This window comes from Actinoplanes subglobosus (assembly GCF_042650585.1).
GTDB lineage: Bacteria > Actinomycetota > Actinomycetes > Mycobacteriales > Micromonosporaceae > Actinoplanes > Actinoplanes subglobosus.
This window is the reverse complement of sequence record NZ_JBHSBL010000028.1, coordinates 416,750-436,314: the sequence shown is the minus strand read 5'-3', so window position 1 is coordinate 436,314 and position 19,565 is coordinate 416,750. Positions and strand designations below refer to the sequence as shown.

The 19,565-nt window shown below is 70.7% G+C and carries 17 protein-coding genes; 10 read left to right on the top strand and 7 right to left on the bottom strand.

The window, feature by feature from the left end; translation table 11 throughout:
• Positions 1-11: 11 nt before the first annotated feature.
• The 4 genes from ACFO0C_RS42360 to ACFO0C_RS42345 all read left to right on the top strand — a co-directional run bounded on the left by ACFO0C_RS42360 (position 12) and on the right by ACFO0C_RS42345 (position 4,148).
• Positions 12-737, top strand: a complete 726-nt coding sequence (locus ACFO0C_RS42360; RefSeq protein WP_378072493.1) for a FadR/GntR family transcriptional regulator — start codon at positions 12-14, stop codon at positions 735-737.
• Between the two features lie 11 nt (positions 738-748).
• On the top strand, positions 749-1,441 hold the full coding sequence (locus ACFO0C_RS42355; RefSeq protein ID WP_378072492.1) for a cache domain-containing protein: 693 nt from the start codon (positions 749-751) through the stop codon (positions 1,439-1,441).
• A 24-nt stretch (positions 1,442-1,465) separates the two neighbouring features.
• Positions 1,466-3,520 (top strand): sensor histidine kinase, encoded by a 2,055-nt coding sequence (locus ACFO0C_RS42350; RefSeq protein WP_378072491.1) that lies wholly within the window; start codon positions 1,466-1,468, stop codon positions 3,518-3,520.
• A gap of 187 nt (positions 3,521-3,707) precedes the next feature.
• Positions 3,708-4,148: a hypothetical protein gene (locus ACFO0C_RS42345; RefSeq protein ID WP_378072490.1), complete on the top strand. Its 441-nt coding sequence runs from the start codon at positions 3,708-3,710 to the stop codon at positions 4,146-4,148.
• A gap of 108 nt (positions 4,149-4,256) precedes the next feature.
• On the opposite strand, the gene ACFO0C_RS42340 is transcribed toward ACFO0C_RS42345, so the two are convergent.
• Positions 4,257-5,054: a hypothetical protein gene (locus ACFO0C_RS42340; protein ID WP_378072489.1), complete on the bottom strand. Its 798-nt coding sequence runs from the start codon at positions 5,052-5,054 to the stop codon at positions 4,257-4,259.
• 105 nt (positions 5,055-5,159) lie between these two features.
• Between ACFO0C_RS42340 and ACFO0C_RS42335 the strand changes: the two genes are divergently transcribed.
• Together ACFO0C_RS42335 and ACFO0C_RS42330 are read left to right on the top strand one after the other, a co-directional pair.
• On the top strand, positions 5,160-6,602 hold the full coding sequence (locus tag ACFO0C_RS42335; protein WP_378072488.1) for an RICIN domain-containing protein: 1,443 nt from the start codon (positions 5,160-5,162) through the stop codon (positions 6,600-6,602).
• Between the two features lie 55 nt (positions 6,603-6,657).
• The gene (locus ACFO0C_RS42330) at positions 6,658-7,848 is read left to right on the top strand and encodes a GDSL-type esterase/lipase family protein (RefSeq protein WP_378072487.1); all 1,191 of its coding nucleotides are present in this window, start codon (positions 6,658-6,660) and stop codon (positions 7,846-7,848) included.
• 252 nt (positions 7,849-8,100) lie between these two features.
• Here ACFO0C_RS42330 and ACFO0C_RS42325 read toward each other — a convergent pair whose 3' ends face one another.
• Positions 8,101-8,706, bottom strand: a complete 606-nt coding sequence (locus ACFO0C_RS42325; RefSeq protein WP_378072486.1) for a TetR/AcrR family transcriptional regulator — start codon at positions 8,704-8,706, stop codon at positions 8,101-8,103.
• Positions 8,707-8,781: 75 nt separating this feature from the next.
• Here ACFO0C_RS42325 and ACFO0C_RS42320 point away from each other — a divergent pair, with 75 nt between their 5' ends.
• Positions 8,782-9,207: a DoxX family protein gene (locus tag ACFO0C_RS42320; RefSeq protein WP_378072485.1), complete on the top strand. Its 426-nt coding sequence runs from the start codon at positions 8,782-8,784 to the stop codon at positions 9,205-9,207.
• Positions 9,208-9,252: 45 nt separating this feature from the next.
• Here the strand turns inward: ACFO0C_RS42320 and ACFO0C_RS42315 are convergent, their stop codons facing one another.
• Entirely contained in the window at positions 9,253-10,056 is an 804-nt protein-coding gene (locus tag ACFO0C_RS42315) for an SDR family oxidoreductase (RefSeq protein ID WP_378072484.1), read from the bottom strand.
• Between the two features lie 697 nt (positions 10,057-10,753).
• Here ACFO0C_RS42315 and ACFO0C_RS42310 point away from each other — a divergent pair.
• Positions 10,754-11,887 (top strand): serine/threonine protein kinase, encoded by a 1,134-nt coding sequence (locus tag ACFO0C_RS42310; RefSeq protein WP_378072483.1) that lies wholly within the window; start codon positions 10,754-10,756, stop codon positions 11,885-11,887.
• A gap of 279 nt (positions 11,888-12,166) precedes the next feature.
• On the opposite strand, the gene ACFO0C_RS42305 is transcribed toward ACFO0C_RS42310, so the two are convergent.
• Positions 12,167-13,237, bottom strand: a complete 1,071-nt coding sequence (locus ACFO0C_RS42305; protein ID WP_378072482.1) for a gamma-glutamylcyclotransferase family protein — start codon at positions 13,235-13,237, stop codon at positions 12,167-12,169.
• 37 nt (positions 13,238-13,274) lie between these two features.
• Between ACFO0C_RS42305 and ACFO0C_RS42300 the strand changes: the two genes are divergently transcribed.
• Both ACFO0C_RS42300 and ACFO0C_RS42295 read left to right on the top strand, forming a co-directional pair.
• The gene (locus ACFO0C_RS42300; RefSeq protein ID WP_378072481.1) at positions 13,275-14,399 is read left to right on the top strand and encodes a hypothetical protein; all 1,125 of its coding nucleotides are present in this window, start codon (positions 13,275-13,277) and stop codon (positions 14,397-14,399) included.
• Between the two features lie 357 nt (positions 14,400-14,756).
• Entirely contained in the window at positions 14,757-15,095 is a 339-nt protein-coding gene (locus tag ACFO0C_RS42295; RefSeq protein ID WP_014689763.1) for an RNA polymerase-binding protein RbpA, read from the top strand.
• A gap of 1,204 nt (positions 15,096-16,299) precedes the next feature.
• Here the strand turns inward: ACFO0C_RS42295 and ACFO0C_RS42290 are convergent.
• The 3 genes from ACFO0C_RS42290 to lnt form a co-directional block, all read right to left on the bottom strand.
• Positions 16,300-16,809: an FxsA family protein gene (locus ACFO0C_RS42290; protein WP_378072480.1), complete on the bottom strand. Its 510-nt coding sequence runs from the start codon at positions 16,807-16,809 to the stop codon at positions 16,300-16,302.
• Between the two features lie 82 nt (positions 16,810-16,891).
• Positions 16,892-17,662, bottom strand: coding sequence for a polyprenol monophosphomannose synthase (locus ACFO0C_RS42285; RefSeq protein ID WP_378072479.1), 771 nt, complete (start codon positions 17,660-17,662; stop codon positions 16,892-16,894).
• Complete coding sequence (gene lnt, locus ACFO0C_RS42280) at positions 17,659-19,266, bottom strand: apolipoprotein N-acyltransferase (protein ID WP_378072642.1); 1,608 nt, start codon at positions 19,264-19,266, stop codon at positions 17,659-17,661. Before lnt ends, ACFO0C_RS42285 begins: the two co-directional genes overlap by 4 nt.
• Positions 19,267-19,565 lie beyond the last annotated feature (299 nt).

The following is a 19,565-nucleotide window of genomic DNA, read 5'->3' as shown; positions in this document are numbered from 1 at the left end:
GAATCGCCGCCATGGGAACGGACCGAGCCAGCGCGCGCCCCGTGGTGTTCGCACCACTGGACCCGCACAGCCGCGCCGAGACCGTGATCCGCAGGCTCACCGACGCCATCACGTTCGGCCTGCTCACCGACGCCGAGCAGCTGCCCAGCGAGGCCGACCTGGCCGCACAGTTCGGCGTCTCCCGGGTGACCGTGCGGGAAGCACTGGTCGCCCTGCGCCAGCAGAACCTGGTGGAGACCCGCCGCGGCCGTGGCGGCGGCAGTTTCGTGCGCGCACCGGCCGCGAAAAACGACCTGCACTCCCGGCTCGCCGGGCTGAGCCTGCCCACCCTGCGCGACACCGCCGACCACTACGCCGCGGTCGCCGGCGCCGCCGCCCGGCTGGCCGCCCAGCGTGCCGACGCCGACGACATCCTGCGCATCGAGGAGGTCGACGCCGACGTCACCGGGCCACTGCACCGGATGGAACGGGCCTACCACCTGGAGGTGGCGGCGGTCGCCCAGTCGGCCCGGCTCGCCCGCGAGGAGGTCCGCTTCGCTACCGAGTTGGGAACAGTCCTGTGGTCGCCGGTTCTCCCGAGCGACGGCGGCGCATATGATCCGCACGCGGACCACCGGGCCATCACGGCCGCCATCGCGGCGGGCGACGGCGACCTGGCCCGCCGGCTCACCGAGGACCACATCGAGAAAGCCGTGGAGCGACTGGTCACCCTGCACCTGACGCTGATCGAGCAGTGAAGGCGAGTCTCGTGGGACAGACGACCACTCTGGAGGCCGCGGCCCTGGCCACGGACCTCGCCGAGCATGCCTTCGCGATCGCGGACGACCTCCGTGTGCAGGCCGAGCGCGTCCTGCGTACCCGGGCTGATCTCTCGGAGTTGCGGCCCGCGGTGACCGCGGCACTCGGCGGGCTGATCAGCGGCGCCGGCGTGATCACCGCCGAGCGCCCGCAGCGGCTGGAGTGGTGGATGGGGGCCGACCCCGCCCAGCGCACCCGGCTCGAGCTCGACCTCGACCCGGCCAGCGAGACGTTCGTCGACGTCGGCCGTCAGCAGTGGTTCGCGGTCCCCCGCGACACCGGCGTCCGGCACGTGACCGGCCCCTACGTCGACTACGTCTGCGCCGAGCAGTACGCCCTGACCTTCACCGTGCCGATCACCCACGACGGCCGGTTCGCCGGGATCGCCGGGGCCGACGTGTTCGTCGCCGACGTCGAGCGGGCGCTGCGCCCCGCGCTGCGTGCCGTCGGCAGTCCGGCCGCCCTGGTCAACACGCACGGGCGGGTGGTCGCCGGCACCACCGCCCACCACCTGGCCGGATCACTGATCCGCGACGAGCAGATCCGCGCCGCGCTGCTCGCCCACACACCGTCGACACTGCCCACCGGAGTCGTCCTGACACCGTGCGGCACACTGCCTTTGACGGTCCTGACCTGGCCCTGACCAAAACATGAAATAGTCTGAAATATGCGGACAGGATGGCGTTTCCTGGCCGCGCCGCTCGCGGTGTGGCTGGTGCTGACCTGTCTGGGTGCCGCCGTCCTGATCTGGGTCGAACGCACCACCAAGAGCGCCGTCGTCCAGCGCTACGACTGGCGGGCCGGCCTGGCCGCCGACTTCATCAAAGCCATGGTCAACGATTTGATCACCCGGCAGGCCACCCAGGCCGACGCGTTCCTCAGCGACAGGGCCGTGCAGGCCTCCGACTTCATCCGCTCGGTCGGTGGATTCGGCTACCCGGCCGCCGTCCTGCTCGACGGAGAGGGCCGGCTCCTCCAGGTCCTCCCGCCGAACCCGGCACTGCTCGGCGAGAAGATCTCCGACCGCTATCCCCACCTGAAGAAGGCTGTCGCCGAGGGCCGCGCCGCTGTCTCCCCCGTCGTCGCGTCAGCCGTCGAGGGCATACCGGTCGTCGCCTTCGCCGTCCCCTTCGACACCCCCTACGGCCGGCGCGTGTTCTCCGGCGCCGTGGCCGTCGGCAGCAGCCAGCTCTCGTCCTATCTGGCCACCGCCATCCCGTTCGACGGGGTCAAGGTGCACCTGGTCGACAACGCCGGCGCTGTCGTCGCCGCCAACCACCCGCATCCCAACAGCGTCACCCTGCTCGCCAACGAGGAACCACGCCTGCACACCGCCATCGAGCAGGCCGCCCGAGGCCGCTACCTGGACGGCGGCACCTGGTGGCGGTTCACGTCCCAGGCCATACCCGGCACCCCGTGGCGGCTGTCCGCCGCGGTCTCCGAGGACGTACTCTTCGCCTCCACCGCCGGCGGCCGCGCCGCCGGCCGGGCCGCGCTGGTCACCGCGTCGGTCGTCGGGCTGCTCGTCGTCGCGGCCGCCGCCCGGGCCCGCCGCAACCGGCGTGAGCTGCGCTCCAGCGAGCAACGACTGCGCAAGGTCTTCGACAACTCACGGATCGGCATGGCCCTGACCGACCTGGACGGACGGCTGTCACGGGTCAACCCGACGCTCTGCCACATGCTGGGCCGCACCGAACCCGACCTGATCGGCCGTCACGTCACCGACATCACCCACCCCGACGACAAGGTCCAGTCACTGCGCTGCGTCCGCGACTGCCGTACCGGCCGGATCGACGGTTTCGACGTCGACAAACGCTACCTGCACGCCGACGGCCGGATCGTCGACGTCGCCGTCACCGGCAGCCTGCTGCGCGACGAGGCCGACCGGCCGCAGTACATCGCCACCCAGATCATCGACATGACCGAACGGCACGCCCTGGAGAACGAGCGCCGCCGTGACGCCGCCGAACTCGCCCGCCACGCCGAACGCCTGGAACACGCCAACGAGCAGATGGCCGACTTCATGGCGATGCTCACCCACGACGTACGCCAGCCGCTCACCACCATCGTCTCGGCCGGCGAACTGCTGCTCGACGACTGGCCGGCCATGCCCGACGACACCCGCCTGCACTACCTGCGCCGGATGACCACCGCCGGCCACCGCGCCGACCAGCTGGTCACCGAGATCCTGACGCTCGCCCAGCTCGACGCCGGCGCACTCACCGCCCGCCCGGCCCGCCTCGACGTCAGCCACGCCGTCCGGGAGGCCGCCGCCGGTCAGGGCGCCGAGCCGGGCACGATCACGGTCACCGCCCCCGACGAGGTCACCGCGTTCGCCGACCCGGTCCACCTGCAGCTGCTGCTCGGCAATCTGCTGGCCAACGCGGTCAAATACGGCGCGCCGCCGGTCCGGGTCACGGTCACCCCCGACCGCGACCGTGTCCTGATCCGCGTGGCCGACGAGGGCGAAGGCGTACCGGCGGCGTTCATCCCGCACCTCTTCGAACGTTTCACCCGCGCGGAGACCGGCGTCGCCACCACCAAACCGGGCACCGGCCTGGGCCTCTACCTGGTCGCCCGCCTCGCGAACGCCTCCGGCGCCACCATCACCTACCAGGCCAACAAGCCGCACGGCGCGACGTTCCTCCTGTCACTGCCCTGCACTCCCGGCCCGGCACGGCCCGCGACGACCTCACCCGCCTCCCCCGTCGCGGTTTCCTAGACCCCGCAGCGGTACGGCCAGCCCGCCCCGCCGAATCCGACCCCGTCCCGGACCACACCGCGAGCACCCGCGCCGTCCCGCCCGAAACGCGACCGCCGGGGCGACGCGGCCCGTCACCCTCTCCCCTCCCGGCCGGGTGGCGCGGCAGTGCGATATTGACGGCGGGTCGGACCACGGAGGGGACGGCATGGCCAACGGCACTTCCGAGGGTGTGAGCAACCGGGTCCTGGGGATGCTCACCATGGTTCTGGTGCTGGTGGACGCCGGTCTGGTGGCGATCAACTCGATCATGTGGTCGGCCTACCGGGACGGAGAGGTGACCGCCGCCGAAGTGGCACCGTTCGTCCTGTTCGCCGGTTCCGCGGCCCTCGGCGCCGTGGTGATGCTGATGGCTGCGGTGGCATTGTTCCGCGACCGGCGCGGTCACCGCCTGGCCGAGGTGGCGGTGGTGCTGGCCGGTCTGCGGGTGGTCACGATCCCGATAGCCGTAGCGGTCGTCGTCACCACGGTCGGCACCTCCTCGGTCACCGGCCCATCCGACATCTTCCTGATCGTCCTGTCAGCCTTCGAGGCCATCGTCGAACTGATGGTCGCCCGAGTAGCCGTCACCCGAACCCAGCGCCCCTGAACACCCACCCTCGTCACCCCGACCAGCGACAACCGCGACCGGACCGCAGGTTTCACCGCCCCGCGTGATCAACCCCCGGTGGTGAGCAGTCGGAGGCGGATGCGCTCTTCAGAGGCGGATGCGCAGGTAGGCGCGGTCGTCGAAGCTCAGGCGGCCGGGCAGGACCGCCTTCGTGCCGGCGAGTTCAGCCACGCACCACGGGTCCTTCTCCAGCAGCCGGGCCAGTGTCGCCTCCGACTCGGCCAGCGTCTCGGCGATCACCGGATAACCGTCGCTCGCGAGGATCACCTCGTCCACGCCGCCCGGCACCGGATGCACGACGACCAGGGACATCGGCACCGGACGACCGTCGATCGCGGCATACCCGTAGGGCCCGGTCCGGTTGCGCAACGAGCCTTGGCGACCGACGAGAGCCCGCGCGGCCAGACGTCCCGGATCATCCTCGACGACCCGGTCCAGGCTGATCCGCCCGGCCGCGACCTCGGCGGCGATGACCGCGGCCCGGAACGACGCGGCCACCCGGTCGACGAGCTTGCGCGGCTGCCCGACCGACGACGGCAACCCACGGTAGGCGAACCCGACGTCACCGATCTGCCAGATCTCACGGCGTGCCGACGAGTAGACGGTCACCGACGCCGCGGCCTGCCCCGGTTCGGCCCGCGCCGCAAGTTCCCTGGTCAGGGCGCCGACTGCGGCTTCGGCGTCGACGTCGGCGGGGAGACACCCGATCACGTCACGGCAGGCCGCCATGGCCCACCATCCACCGGAACGGCCCTGGTGACCACGCCCGCTCACATCGGTCGCCCCGTCGATCACCGCTGCATACCCGGCGGTCACGACGACGGCGTCCTCACAGGTGTGCGGATCCCCGGCCTTACCGAGCACGAACTCTTCGACGATCTCCACGGGACCATTTTGGCCGTACCCCCTCAAGGTTTTTGTTATCCCGCGATGCGAGCCGCATCTACCGCAACGGGCGCCCCGGCCCCTCCCCCAGCGAAAGGAAAGCTCGTGAGCGGAAAACCCGGAAAGAGGCGGCTGTTCGGTGCGGTGGCGGTGCTCGCCGTGCCCGCCGCAATCGTCGGCTGGTCGATTCTTCCGTCGGATGCGGCCGTCGCGCCGACGACGGGGGTGACCTATCAACTGGTCGTCAAGAAGAGCGGGAAATGCCTCGACGTCCCGGCCGCGTCGAAGGACAACGGCGCTCTGCTCCAGCAGTGGGGATGTACCGCGAATTCGAATTGGCAACAGTTCACGCTGGTCGCGTCCGGCTCGAACTTCCTGATCAAGAACGTGAACAGCGGCAGGTGCATCGACGTTCCGGCCGCCTCGACGACGTCGGGCGTGCGGTTGCAGCAGTGGGGTTGCGCGAGTGGGCAGACCAATCAGCAGTGGAAGGTCGTGGCCAGCGGCACCGGCACGTTCCAGATCGTCAACGTGAACAGCGGGCTGTGCGTCTCGGATGAGGGCGCGTCGACCGCCAATGGCGCGTCGGTCATCCAGGAGACGTGTACCGCGAATTCGAACAAGCAATGGGCGTTCACCGCGGTCGGTGGCGGCGGATCGACACCGACGCCGACACCGACATCGGCACCGTCGACCGGCGTGATCGGCTGGGCCGCGCAGAACGGTGGCGTGACCGGTGGCGCGGGCGGATCGACGGTCACGGTGACGACGGCCGCCGCGCTGGACACCGCGCTGCAGGCGAGTGGATCGCGGATCATCAAGGTGTCCGGGACGATCTCGCTGACCGGCATGCACAAGGTGACCTCGAACAAGACGATCCAGGGTGTCGGCGCGGGTTCGGGGTTGAAGGGCGGCGGGTTGACGCTGTCGGCGGTCAGCAACGTCATCATCCAGAACCTCAACTTCACCGGATCGACAGATGACGCGATCAATGTTCAGGATGGATCGCGCAGCGTGTGGATCGACCACAACACGTTCTCCAGCGCCGCCGACGGTCTCGTCGACGTACGTCTCGGTTCGGATTTCGTGACGGTCTCGTGGAACATCACCCGCAGTCACGACAAGACGATGCTGCTCGGTTCGGCGGACACCGACACCGGTGACCGTGGCAAGCTGCGCGTCACCTACCACCACAACTGGTTCGACGGCACGAACCAGCGGCACCCGCGGGTCCGGTTCGGCAACCCGGTGCACGTGTTCAACAACTACTACGACGGCACGACCAGCTACGGTGTCGCGTCGACCATGGAGGCCGGCGTGCTCGTCGAGGGCAACTTCTTCGAGAACGTGTCGCGGCCGACCACCCTGGCGCAGGGCACCTCACCCGACGGCAACCTCGTGCAGCGCAACAACCACTTCGTCAACTCGGGAACGCCGGCGACCAACGGCACGGTCAAGGCCATCCCGTACGCCTACACGCTCGACACCGCGGCCGACGTCAAGTCGATCGTCACCGCGGGAGCCGGCACCGGCAAGCTCGGTCTGTGAGACCGGCGCCTTCCGCCGGTGGCAGGATCGGCGGAAGGCGTCGGACGGGGGAATCATGCGGCGGGCTGTCGTGCTCGTTCTGCTGCTCAGCGGCTGTGTGCGGCCGGCGCCCCCGGCACCGGCTCCGTCCCGGACGCCGGCACCGGCTCCGGCCGCTGTGTGGACCGGCACCTGGGCGGCCGCCGTTCAGGGTGGCGGTCGTTCGTTCGGCGACCAGACGCTGCGGCAGTTCGTGCACACCAGCATCGGCGGTGACGCCGCGCGGGTGCGATTGACCAACGAGTTCGGCACGGAGCCGCTGACGGTCCGGTCGGTGCGGCTGGCGCGGACGGCCGGAAGCGACACGATCGACCCGGCCACCGATCGCGCGCTCACCTTCGGCGGTCAGGACGTCGTGACGATCCCGGCCGGCGGCACCGCGGTCAGTGACGAGACGCCCTTCCCGGTGCCGGCCGACGCGGATGTGGCCGTCACGCTGCATCTGCCGTCGGCGACCGGCCCGAGCACCCGGCACGCTGTCGCGTCGCGACGTAACCAGGTCGCCGCCGGCGATCAGGTCTCCGCCGGCCGGCTGACCGAAGCCAAAACGGTGAGCAGCTGGTTCTTCCTTTCCGGGCTGGACGTGCGAGGTGGTGAGGGCGCGATCGTGGCGTTCGGGGCGTCGATCACCGACGGGCTGGGTTCGCCGAGGACCGGCGACGGGCGCTGGCCGGACCTGCTGTCGGACCGGCTGCGGGCGTCCGGCCGAGAGATCGGCGTGCTCAACACCGGGATCAGCGGCAACCGGCTGACCGCCGACGACCACGGCGAGAACGCGCCCGGCCGCTTCGAGCGCGACGTGCTGCACCGGCCCGGCGTGCGATGGGTGATCATCTCCGACGACCCGCTCAACGACCTCGGCGCGACCGCCCCGCCTCCGGCGGACCGGTTGACCGGCATCCTCCGGCAGCTGATCGCCGAGGCACATTCCTCAGGGGTACGGGTGATCTGCTCGACATTGACGCCGTTCGAGGGCGCCGGTTACTGGACCGGTCAGGGGGAGAGCGGGCGGGCCGCGGTGAACGCGTTCGTGCGTTCGGACGACAGCGGCTGCGATGCCGTCCTCGACCAGGCCGCGGCCGTTCAGGATCCGTCACATCCGTCCCGGCTGCTGCGACGCTACGACTCCGGTGATCATCTGCACCCGTCGGCCGAGGGGCTGCGGGCGATCGCCGACGCCGTCGACCTGTCCTGGTTCACCGACTGATCAGCGCCGGCCGCGCTCCCCGGCCGCACTGTCGGCCCGGCCACCGACTCGGTCGATCGTGCCAGCCGCTCCGGCGCGGCGGTCATACCCGCCGGCGGCGGTTCGGCGGGGGCGATGTCACGTCCTGCTCGTAGGCGGACATCTGTGGTCCGTACGGGCAACCCGCGGGAGGTGGCGGCCGCCGCACGTGGTGATCGGGCGGTGGTCCTCGGCATCCCGGCCGCCACCTGCCGTAACGGGACCGGGCCCGGCTCAGGGAGCTGTGGCCGGCAGCGGACGGGACGCCACCTTCCGGGCGTCTCCCTCGACCAGGCCGAACATACGCAAAAGGCTGAGGGCGAGACGGTCGGCGGCCTCGTCGATCGTCTGGTCGTCGGCGTGCAGGCTGTGGTGCAGGACGCCCAGCACCGAACCGTTCACGCAGGCGAGCGCCACCTCGGCGTCGTCGAAACAGAGCCGCCCCACGTCGTGGGCGTGCCGGAGCGTCTCGATCGGGTAGGCCGGCGGATAGCCGATACCGACCCGGTCGATGAGCCGGGCCAGGTCGGCGTGGGTGCGCGGGAACCGGGCGGTGACCCGCACCGCGACGGCCAGCGCCTCGGCCGGGTCGGTCAGGCCCGCGGTCGCGAGGTCGAGCAGCGCACGGTGCTCGGCCGCGGCCGCCGCCACCGCCAGGTCGAACAGCTCCTGCTTGGACGGGAAGTGGTTGTAGAAGGTGCCGAACCCGACATCGGCCGCCTCGGTGATCTCCTGAATGCTCACGCCGGCCGGATCCCGGCTGGTCAGGATCGAGCGGGCGGCGTCGAGGAGCGCGGCGCGGGTCTGTGCCTTGCGCCGCTCCAGCCGCCCACCGTTCATGACGGCCAGTCTAAGCCCGCTCGAAGGTGATGGATTCATCAGTTATGATGGCCTCCTCGGTTTGGGGAGGGCAGGATGACGATCATCCGAAATGCGGGTCAGGCGCTCCTCGGGGCGGTTCTGACGTTCGCCGGCATCACACATCTGACGGTGGCTCGCGATGAGTTCCAGGCTCAGGTGCCCGGCTGGTTCCCGATCGACGCCGACTTCGTGGTGCTCGCGTCCGGGGTCGTCGAGATCAGCCTCGGGGTCGCGCTGCTGACGGTGTGGCGACAGCCGGCCCGTGGGGTGCTCGGTCTGATCGTGGCGGGGTTCTTCGTCGTGATCTTCCCAGGCAACGTCGCTCAGTGGTTGGAGCACAAGGACGGTTTCGGCCTCGACACCGACACTAAACGGCTGGTCAGGCTCTTCTTCCAGCCGTTGCTCGTGTTGTGGGCGCTGGCCGCGACAGACGCGATCGGCACCGTGCGCCGACGACTCCGGTCTCGCGTCGGGGCCTGACCTCGGCTGCTACTACCGCCTTTACCGCCTCTACCGCTGGAGCGTTCAGCGGTTGAGGTCGTGGCGCCGGTGCACGATCTTCTCGACGATGCCACCGGGGAGCAGGCGTTTCAGGGCGAAGACGGCGGGGGCGTTGCTGCCGACCGCGTAACGGGCCTTCGGTCGGTCCGCCGCGATCGCGGTGACGATCGTCTGCGCGACCCGTTCCGCGGTGATCCCGGCGCGCTCGTTGCGGTCGAGGGCGGCCAGCATCCGCGCGAAGTCCTCCCGATAGGGCGAGTCGTCGCTGATGTACTTGGTGCGCCGCTCACTGATCCCGGTAGCGATCGAACCCGGCTCCACGGTAGTCAGCCACACCCCGAACGGTGTCAGCTCCTGCCGGGCCCCGTTGCTGAAGCCTTTGATCGCCGCTTTCGAAGCCACATACGACGAACGGTAGGCCAGTGGAAACGACGCCAGCATCGAACCGACCATGACCACCCGGCCGTAACCGCGCGCCCGCATCCCCGGCAACACCAGCTGCGCCAGCCGCACCGGCCCGAACACGTTCACCTGGAAGATCCGCCGCAACGCTTCCCCCGGCAGTTCCTCGATCGGCCCTGACTGGCTCTCCCCCGCGTTGTTGACCAGCACGTCCACGCCGGCCAGGGTTTCCGCGAGACTGTCGATCGACGCGTCGTCCCCCAGATCGAGCGGCAGATAGTCGACGCCGTCCGCCCGCTGCTCAGGCTTGAGGCGCTCCGGGTCCCGGCTGGTCCCGAACACCCGAAACCCCCGGGCGGCCAGGGCCGCCGCGGTCGCCAGACCGATACCGGACGAGGCCCCGGTAACCAACGCGGTGCGATCCATCGGCAAACCTTAGAGCCAAGGAGGTACGCCCGGTAGGCCCACCAGCCATTCCGGAACAACATGCCGCCCGCCCCACCTCCAGCCACCACCCGTGAACCCCGCTGGGTGGCGGCGCCACCGGCGGTAGCGGTCGGTCCGGGTGCCGGCGGGTCTTGTCCGGCTGGCCATCACCGCTGCGCCGAGGCCCGACAACCAGGCCTGACGACCAGGCCTCCGAAGACGACCAGGCCTCCGAAGCCGCCCCGGGCGAAGACCGGCAGCGGCGGTGCGGGCTTGTCGGGCTCAAGTGCGGCAGCGCGAAACTCCGCAGCGCGAACGGCGAACTATGGAAGGCGGGCCCGGGAGGCACACGCGGCACGGGCCGGGAGGTGCACGCGGCACGGGCCCGGGAGGCACACGCGGCACGGGCCGAGAGGTGCACGCGGCACGGGCCGAGAGGTGCACGCGGCACGGGCCGGGAGGTGCACGCAGCTCGGGCCGGGAGGTGCACGCAGCTCGGGCCGGGAGGTGAGGGCGGCTCGGTATGCGCGGATGGGGAGGTAGTGCTTGGTTCGGGTGGGCATCGGGGCTTGGAGGGAGGGCCGGGGATGGCGGTGGGTGTGGGGACGGTTGTGGGGGCGGGGTGGTGGTGATCATGTGGGTGGTGACGGTGTGGTTGCGGGGTCGTGGGGTGGCGGCGGCCTAGGGTTGGGGTGTTATGACTGTGCAGGAATCCGAATCTGAGACGCGGCCCTGTGGGCACTGTGGTCGGCCCGTGCCGCAACGATCGTCGGCTGGGCGGCCGTTCCGCTACTGCCGTGACAACGATGGGGAATGTCAGCGTGCGTCACGCAACGTGCGGATGCGGCATCGTCAGTCGCCTGGGCTGGCGGGGCAGGTCGCCCGTACGTGGGAGGTCGTCGATCGGCTTGATCAGCTCGTCGGGTCACTGACCGAGGCTCTGCACTCGGAGATGTCTCCGGCCGGAGTGGAACGGCAGGTCGCTGAGGTCCGCGCGGAGACGTCGGGGCAGGTAGCGGCTGCGCATGCGGAACGTGATGATGCCCGTCGTGACGCTGAGCAGGCGGCTACGGCGGCTGTGGCGGCTCAGCAGGTCGCCGGGGCCGCCACCGCCGAGCGCGATGAGGCACGCCAGCAGGCCGAAGCAGCGAAGCGTACCGCTGAGGAAGCCGGGAAACGGGCCCTGGAAGCGGCTACGGCGCGTGATGAGGCGGTGCGTGCGGCAACGGCTGCGGCTGCGCTTCGTGAGCGGGCCGAGGCCGAACGCGACGCTGCCGCCGAAGATCTGGAGGCGGTGCGACGCGAGCTTCAGGACGTGCGCGCGGCCCGCGACACCGCCGAGCGCGACTTGCGGACCGCGATTCAGGACGCCAAGGATTTCCGGGGTACGGCCGAAGCCGCACAACACCGCGCGGACGAGGCTCTGACGGCCGCACGGAAACAAGCCGAACAGCTCACCGCCGACACTGTCCGTGAGGGGCAGCGGGCCGAGACTGCGGAGCGTGAGCGTGACGCCGCTGTCGAGGAGTCCCGCCGTGTGGCGGCGGATGCGTCGGCAGCCAGGGAAGCACTGTCGGCCGCGCTGGGCGAACGGGACGCTTTACGGCGTACCAATGAAGATCTTGAAAGGTCCGCGGACCGTGCCTCGCGGGACCAGGCCGATCTTGAACGGCGGCTCGCGTTCGCCCGGGCCGACGCGGACGCCGCGCAGGACCGTGTTGCTCAGCTGACGTCGCAGGTCAGTGACCTGGCCGCGGCGTTGGCCGCGCTCGGTCCGGCCCGTTCGGCTCCGCCGGCGCCCACGCAGCCGTCCGCCTCCGGAAACAGCTGACCGCCTCCGCAACGACTCACCGGCTCCACCGTCGGCAGCCGATGGCCGGTCGGAGTCAGGTGCCGAGCGTGCGCCGGTCCCCGGCGGCAACCGGCAAGGCCGCCGGTCAGGGCCAGGTGTCGATGGTAGGCCGGGTTCCGGCGGCAACCGGCCCGGCGGTCAGTCAGGGCCAGGTGTCGATGGAGGTGCCGGGTTCCGGCGGCAACCGGCCAGGCCGCCGGTAACGGCCAGGTGTCGATGGAGGTGCCGGGTTCCGGCGGGAACCGGCCGGGCAGTCGATCAGGGCCAGGTGTCGATGGGTGTGCCGGTTCCGGCGCAGCTGTCGGCCATGTAGATCCAGGTCAGGGTGCCTGCCACGTTGCGCAGCTGGCGGCTGTAGAGGCCCACCTCGGTGCCCTCGACCTGGTCGAGGATGGTGAGGATCTCGGGCATCGCGTCGGGATGCAGTGTGTACAGCGTGCCCGGGGCCTTGCGGGTGGCCGAAGCGGTGAGGGCCGGGTAGCCGTAGCCGGTGTCGCGGAGGTCACCGAACGCCTCGGCGGGTGCCGGCTCGGTCGTCACGTGGCCGGTGAGCAGGTGGGCGCGGCTCCGGCCGGGCATCAGGGTGCCGTAGGTGAACACGGCCGGGGTGCACTCGCCCGGATGCGGATAGCGGCCGGCGGGCACGACGACACCGATATCCGTTGGGGGCGGGCCGCCGAGGGCCGGGCGCAACAGGGTCACGGCCTCCTGATCGGCGTGGATGACCCGGAGAGGGGCACCGTCGATCAGGGTGGGACGGCGTTCGGGGCGGGCACCCACATAGGCCGCGGGGCGCAGGACACGGGCGCCGTTCTCGAGTGTCACCCGGCCGGTGTGCAGGATCTGCAACGCGTACCAGCCGGTGGGCCGGCCTTCGACGACGTCCAGGCGGGCGAGTTCGGCGGGGGTGGTCATGGCCATCACCGCGGGCTCGGTGTGGGCGGGGACCGCGGCCAGAGTGGACGGGATGCGGCCGGCCCGGGTGGTTCCGGTGCACCACACCGAGGCCAAACCGTCGATCTCGCAGGCCAGGTTGACCGCCGGAAGCGGGGTGGCGTTCATCAGGATCTTGCCGGGGCAGGCGTTGGAACCGTAGCTGAGCAGCGGAATCCGGCCGGCGAGCGGGGTCGCGCCGCGGTCGGTCAGCCAGCGGTCGAGGCAGTCGGTGGACGCCGGCCCGATCACCGCCCAACCGCTGGGCCTGCCCTCGTCGGGACGCACCGGCCAGCACCGCTGCTCCCGGTCGATGACCCAGGAACCGGACGGGCGTCTTCCGGGGTACGGGTCGACGGGGAAATCGGTGGCCGGCTGCCCTGGGCGTACCGTCATGGAGGTTGCTCTTTCCCGCATCCCCTATTCTGCGCCGATGATCACGCTGGATCAGTGGCGGCGGCTCGACGACGACGGCCGGCTGCGGTATGCGCAGGCGCTGGCCGCCGCGATCGGGGCGGACCGGTACGAGCTGACGTGGCCGGCGACGGCCCACCGGGTGATTCGGGTGGCCCGGTTCACCGTGCGAGGCCGCGACTTCGTCTTGGTGCCGGGTGGTACGGCGCGGCTGGGTTTCGACGCCGGCCGGTTCGAGCCGACCCGCGCGGAGATGGGGTCGTTCCTCGGCGACGATGTGGAATTGTGGCGACGCGAGGACGACGACGAGCCGGAACCGGAACCCACACCGGATCCCTGGCTCCAGCAGGTCCCGGTGATCCCGGGGCAGGAGGCGCTGTTCCCCTGGGAACCCTCGGACCTGCCGTCAGCCCCCGCGTCGCCGCCGCTCGTCGCCGGACCCGACGTGCCGTGGCGGGCCGCGGACGAGGATCTGGCGCGGCTGCGGGAGTTCATGGCCGCGAGACTGACCGCACCGAGGACGGTGACGATGCCGACGCTGCTGGTGGGCGTCGAGTTCGTGCAGGCGGGGCGCGCCGAGGTGCCGGTTGATCATCCGGCGGTCGTCGCCAGGTTCGAGGCCTGCGAGTGGCCGCCGGGCGCGCTCGGCTGGGACACCGGGTGGATCGGCGAGGACAATCGGGGTACGTACACCGCGGCACGCTTCGAGGGCGGCCGGCTGGCGCGTGCCTGGACCGACTCGTACGTGACCTTCGACGAGGTGGTGGCGGGACTGGCCGCCGACGGCCGGCGGCTGCCGAGTCCGGACGAGTACGAGTACATGACCGGGCTGGGCTCGGGGCACCTGTTCGCGTGGGGTGACCGGATGGCCGAGCCGCCGGACCTGGACCTCGTGACGGGGCTGCGACGACCGACCGGCTACTTTCCCGAACTGACAGGTGTGCGCGCCGAGGTGCGGGGTAGTGACTGGGGTGAGGCGGCCTGCGGGGGCTACGGCGACTTCCACAACACGATCATGTGGGCGCCGGCCTATCGCAACGCCGAGGTCGTCGCTGGTGAGGCCGGAATCGACGGGGTACGGGCACGGGTGTACCGGCCAGTGTTCGAGGCCCCGCAGGTGAACATTCTCACGTTCGAGGGGTAGCAGGGGAAGGTCTCCGGAAGGCTTCAGCACGTGGCCTGATAGCCGATGACTACGGTGTGCGCACCCGGTCGTGACCGAAGGTGCCGTGAATTACGAGTGAATCTGGCCGAGTGACCGACATCGCACCACCCGAAGAAGCGTCAAAGACCCATAAAGTGGACCAAGGTCCACTCGAACGCCGGTTCGGTTTGCGAGCTGGGGTGAGTGGCCGGTTACGCTCATAGCGTTAACACCGCCGATACAGCGGTGCCGACAGACAACTTAGGCGGCCGTCGGGGATCCCGGCGGAGGAATCCAGCGGCCGCGCCTTTCGTTACACCAACGAGAGCAGCACCACGAGCGAGGGGAAAGCCGATCATGGGCGAACGCATGCTGCGCGGCAGCCGTCTTGGCGCAGTCAGCTACGAGTCCGACCGTAACACTGAGCTGGCGCCCCGACAGACCCGCGAGTACCTGTGCGTCAAGGGTCACCAGTTCGAGGTGCCGTTCGCCGTCGACGCCGAGGTGCCCACCACCTGGGAGTGCAAGTTCGACGGCAGCGTCGCCCGACTGGTCGACGGCAGCGAGCCGGAGCAGAAGAAGGCCAAGCCGCCGCGCACCCACTGGGACATGCTCCTGGAGCGGCGTTCGATCGCCGAGCTGGAGGACATCCTCAACGAGCGGCTGCAGGAGGTTCGCACCCGCCGCGGTCGCTGAGGACCACACCGTGACAAGGCCGTCCCTTTCGGGGCGGCCTTTTCGCATGCCCATCCGGTACGGGCGCGGCGCATCCGGGCCGGACACCGGACGAACTACCTCGAAGTCCCGGGCCGGGGTCGCGAGCCGTGGCCCGGACACCCCATCGGCCACTCCTGGGTGTCGGAGCCGCGGCTCACGGTGACTTCACGGGCGAACCCCTGCCGGGGAAGGTATCCAGGCAAGCGGCGGAGCCCGGCGAGCCGCAGCAACCTGGCAAGCGGCTACGGCGGCCAAGAGGGCGCGAGCCGGGCCAGCAGCGCGGGCGCACGGTCAACCGGGCAAGCAGGCCGGACACGGCAACCGGGCAAGCAGGCCGGACACGGCAACCGGGCAAGCAGGCCGGACACGGCAACCGGGCAAGCAGGCCGGACACGGCAACCGGGCAAGCAGGCCGCGCACGGCAACCGGGCAAGCAGGCCGGACACGGCAACCGGGAAGCAGACCGGGCACGGCAACCGGGCAAGCAGGCCGCGCACGGAAGGAAGCAGCCCGGGCGCACGGCAGCCGGGCAGGCAGCCCTGTGGCCTGGCGGGCTGCGGGGCCATGCGGGCCATGCCGCCCCGCCGCTTGTTTGGCGAACCCTGCAGGGAACCTGGTGGGCTATCGCTCTGGCGCCTGCCGGATCTTGACCGGGACACCACCGCTTTCGGTGGTGTCCCGGTCAAGATCGGCGGCTGACGACGCGGCAATCACCGGGTGGACGCCGCACCATGCAGAACCAGAGATCGTGCCGGGAACCGGGCCAGCCGCACGGAGACAGACGATCTTGTGAAACTGGCACAACGATCAGCACAGGCGCACCGGACCTCAGGAAGAGCAACGCCAGCGCCGAGGCCCGTTCGGGCAGGTAAGGCGGCCGATTCCGGGCGGCGAGGCGGGACAGGTCAGTGATCAACCCCGCCCACGACGGCCCGGAGGGGGCGATCTCGCCGCGACGGCCCGGAGGGGGCGACAGGTCAGCGGACGATCTCGCCACGACGACCCAAGGAGAAGGCGGACGATCTCGCCCACGACGACCCGAGGAGAAGGCGGACGATCTCGCCCACGACGACCCGAAGAGAAAGTGGCAGGTCCGCGGACGATCTCGCCCACGACGACCCGAAGAGAAGTGACAGGGCCGCGGACGATCTCGCCCACGACGACCCGAAGAGAAAGTGGCAGGTCAGCGGACGATCTCGCCCTCGATGGCTCCCGCTGGTGGGGTGGGGCGCTGCTCGTCGACGACGACCACGGTGACCGGGTCGCTCTGGTGGACCCGCACGCGGCGGGGGCCGAACAGGTCGCCCGTGGCAGCGCCGCCGAGACGGCGGGAAGCGATGCGCTCGACGCTGCGGCGGGCCAGGGCTCGGCTCGGGGGCAGCAGCAGGACGATGCCGGCGACACCGGTGATGAAGCCGGGCATGGCCAGGAACAGCGCCCCGCCGAGGCCGATCAGCGAATTGGTCACCTCGGCCGCGGGCGGACGGCCGTCACGGGCCGCCTCCTGGAAGGCACGGAAACCGCGGATGCCCTCACGGCGCAGCAGGAGCACGCCGGCGATGCTGGAGGCGGCGAGCAGCAGGGTCGCCCAGCCGAAACCGATGGCGTGGGCCACCGAGACGAAAGCCAGGAACTCAGCGAAGGCGAGCAGCGGAAACACTAGGGGCAGGTAGGCCAGTCTGCTTCGGCGCATCGTCGATCCTCCGGAGGGTGCCACGCGAGCCCGCCTCACGACGGGCTCGCTCAAGCATGACACCTCGAAGCTGTGCGTTTCCTTAACGCGCTTTGCGGCTGACGAGGTTGGTGAGGCTCTCCTTGCGGGCCTGCACACCCCACACGGTGACCCTCAGCAGCTGCTCCTTGAAAATGTTGCCGCTCATCTTGGAGACGCCGATCTCACGCTCGGTGAACGTGATGGGCACCTCCTTCATCCGGAAGCCCTGCTTGTAGGACCGCCAGGCCATCTCGACCTGGAACGAGTAGCCGGTGGACGCGATCGTCCCGACGTCGATCTTGTCGAGGACGGCGATCCGGTACGCCCGGTAGCCGCCGGTGGCGTCCTTGAACGGCATGCCCAGCGCCATCCGGATGTAGATGTTGCCGCCGCGGGACAGCAGCAGGCGGCGCATCGGCCAGTTGTGGACGCTGCCGCCGGGAATGTAGCGGGTGCCGAGGACCACGTCGTGGTCCTTCAGCGCGTCCAGCAGGTGCGGCAGCTCCTCGGGGGCGTGGGAACCGTCGGCGTCCATCTCGACGACCGCGTCGTAGCCCTTGTCCTTGCCCCACGCGAAACCGGCCTTGTAGGCGGCGCCGAGGCCCTCCTTGCCGGCCCGGTGCAGGACGAAGATGTGGTCGTCAGCCAGCGCGAGCTCGTCGGCGATGGCGCCGGTGCCGTCCGGGGAGTTGTCGTCGGCGATCAGGATGTCGACGTCGGGGGTCGCCTTACGCACCCGGTCGGTGATCAGCCGGACATTGTCCGCCTCGTTGTACGTGGGGATGATCACGAGGACCCGTCCCACTCCCGGGTAGCCTTCGGCCTCGCTCACCGTTCCTCCGAAACTGTCACGTCGTCACTGTCAATTCTGCTCTTGCGGCGGCGCAGGGGCAGCACGCCGATGAGGGCGACGACCGTACCAAAGACGATCGACATCTCGGGCCAGGAGCCCGAACGAGTCGCCAGCGTACGCGGTCCGTCGAGGAACATGTCACGGACCACCACCGCAGCGGTGTTGAAACCGGTCGAACCGTGGACCGATCCCTCGGCATCCACGAAACCGGACACTCCGACGGTGGACACCATCAGCGCCTCCCGGCCGTGCTCGACGGCCCGCAGCCGGACCATCGCCAGCTGCTGCAGGGCCTCGGCCTCGTTGAAGGTGGCGTTGTTGGTCTGCACGGTGAGGATCTGCGCGCCGCCGAGGACGGTGTCGCGGACGATGCCGTCGTAGGCGACCTCGAAGCAGATGACGTCACCGACGACGACCGGGCCGGTGTCGATGACGCCGGGGTGGTCGCCGCTGAGCATGTTGCGGACCAGGTCGACCTTGTCGGTGACGAGGCGGGCGATCGAGCGCAGCGGCATGTACTCGGCGAACGGCACCGGGTGGCGTTTCTCGTACTGCTGGTCGAGGTCGGGGCCGGCGCCGCCGGGACGCCACAGGATGCCGACGTTGTAGATGTCGCCGGGCACGTCGGTGCGCTGCAGGGTGCCGACCAGGATGGGTGCCTTGATCGCGTCGGCGGCCGACTGGATGAGGTCGCCGGCGTCGTCGTTGAGCAGCGGGTCGATGTCGCTGGAGTTCTCCGGCCAGACGACCAGGCCGGGCTGTTTCTGCCGGCCGGCGGCGACGTCGGCGGCCAGGGCGATGGTGGCGTTGACGTGGTTGTCGAGCACGGCCCGCCGCTGGGCGTTGAAGTCGAGGCCGAGGCGGGGCACGTTGCCCTGCACGATCGCGACGGTCGTGGAGGTGCCGCCGGTGGGCTGCAGCGGCAGGGCGGCCGGCCCGGCCAGCAGCGCGGCGGTCAGCGCGGCGAAGCCGGCGGCGGCCAGCACACCGGTGCGCCGCCAGGCCAGCGCGAGCAGAGCGCCACCGGCGACGGCGACGGCGAACGTGACCAGCGGGGCGCCACCGTACGCCGCCAGGCGCAGCGTGGGGGCGTCGCCCTGGCTGAACGCGAGCCGTCCCCAGGGGAAGCCGCCGAAGGGGGCCCGGTCGCGCAGGAACTCCTGCCCGGTCCAGATCAGGCCGGTGAGCAGTGGCCACAGGGCCCGCCACCGGTCGGCCAGCGGTGACGTCCACGACCCGGCGAGCCCGGCCAGGCCGATGTAGAGGGCCTGGAAGACGCTGAGGATGATCCACGGCAGCCAGCCGGCGCCGATGGTCGTCCACCACAGCAGCGGCACGAACAGCACCAGCCCGGCGAGGTAGCCGAGGCCGAACCCGGCCCGCAGGCGCCGCCGGTGCACGGCCGCGGCGAGCAGCGCCACCCCGACGGGGGCGAGCCACCACAGGTCGTACGGCGGCAGGGCCAGCAGCAGCGCCACGCCGGAGGCGACGGCGAGCGCCACGGCCACCGGCAGCCGCAGCGGGCGCGGCGGCGAATCGGCCGCGGGGCCCGGCTCGGTGAGCGCCGGAGGGGGCAGAGTCATTTCCACGCCAGGCAGGCTACCCGGCGATGAGCAGGCACGACTGAGGGGCGCGGTCACGGTTCAACCACGCCCCTCGGGTGCTCCACACCTGTTGACGGCCGGTGAGGAACCGGCGGGCGGCGGGCGAAATCCGGTGACCTCGTCATGACCTTCGGACCGACCCGCCGCGTGCCGGCTGCCCGCGTCGTGCCGTTGTCTACTGGCCATGATCCCGGCCCCCGGAGGGCCACCCGTGCGTGGCCCGTCTCGTGCCGCCTGCGTCTCGGCATCCCCTGGACCTGGCAGAACGCGCGACCCCT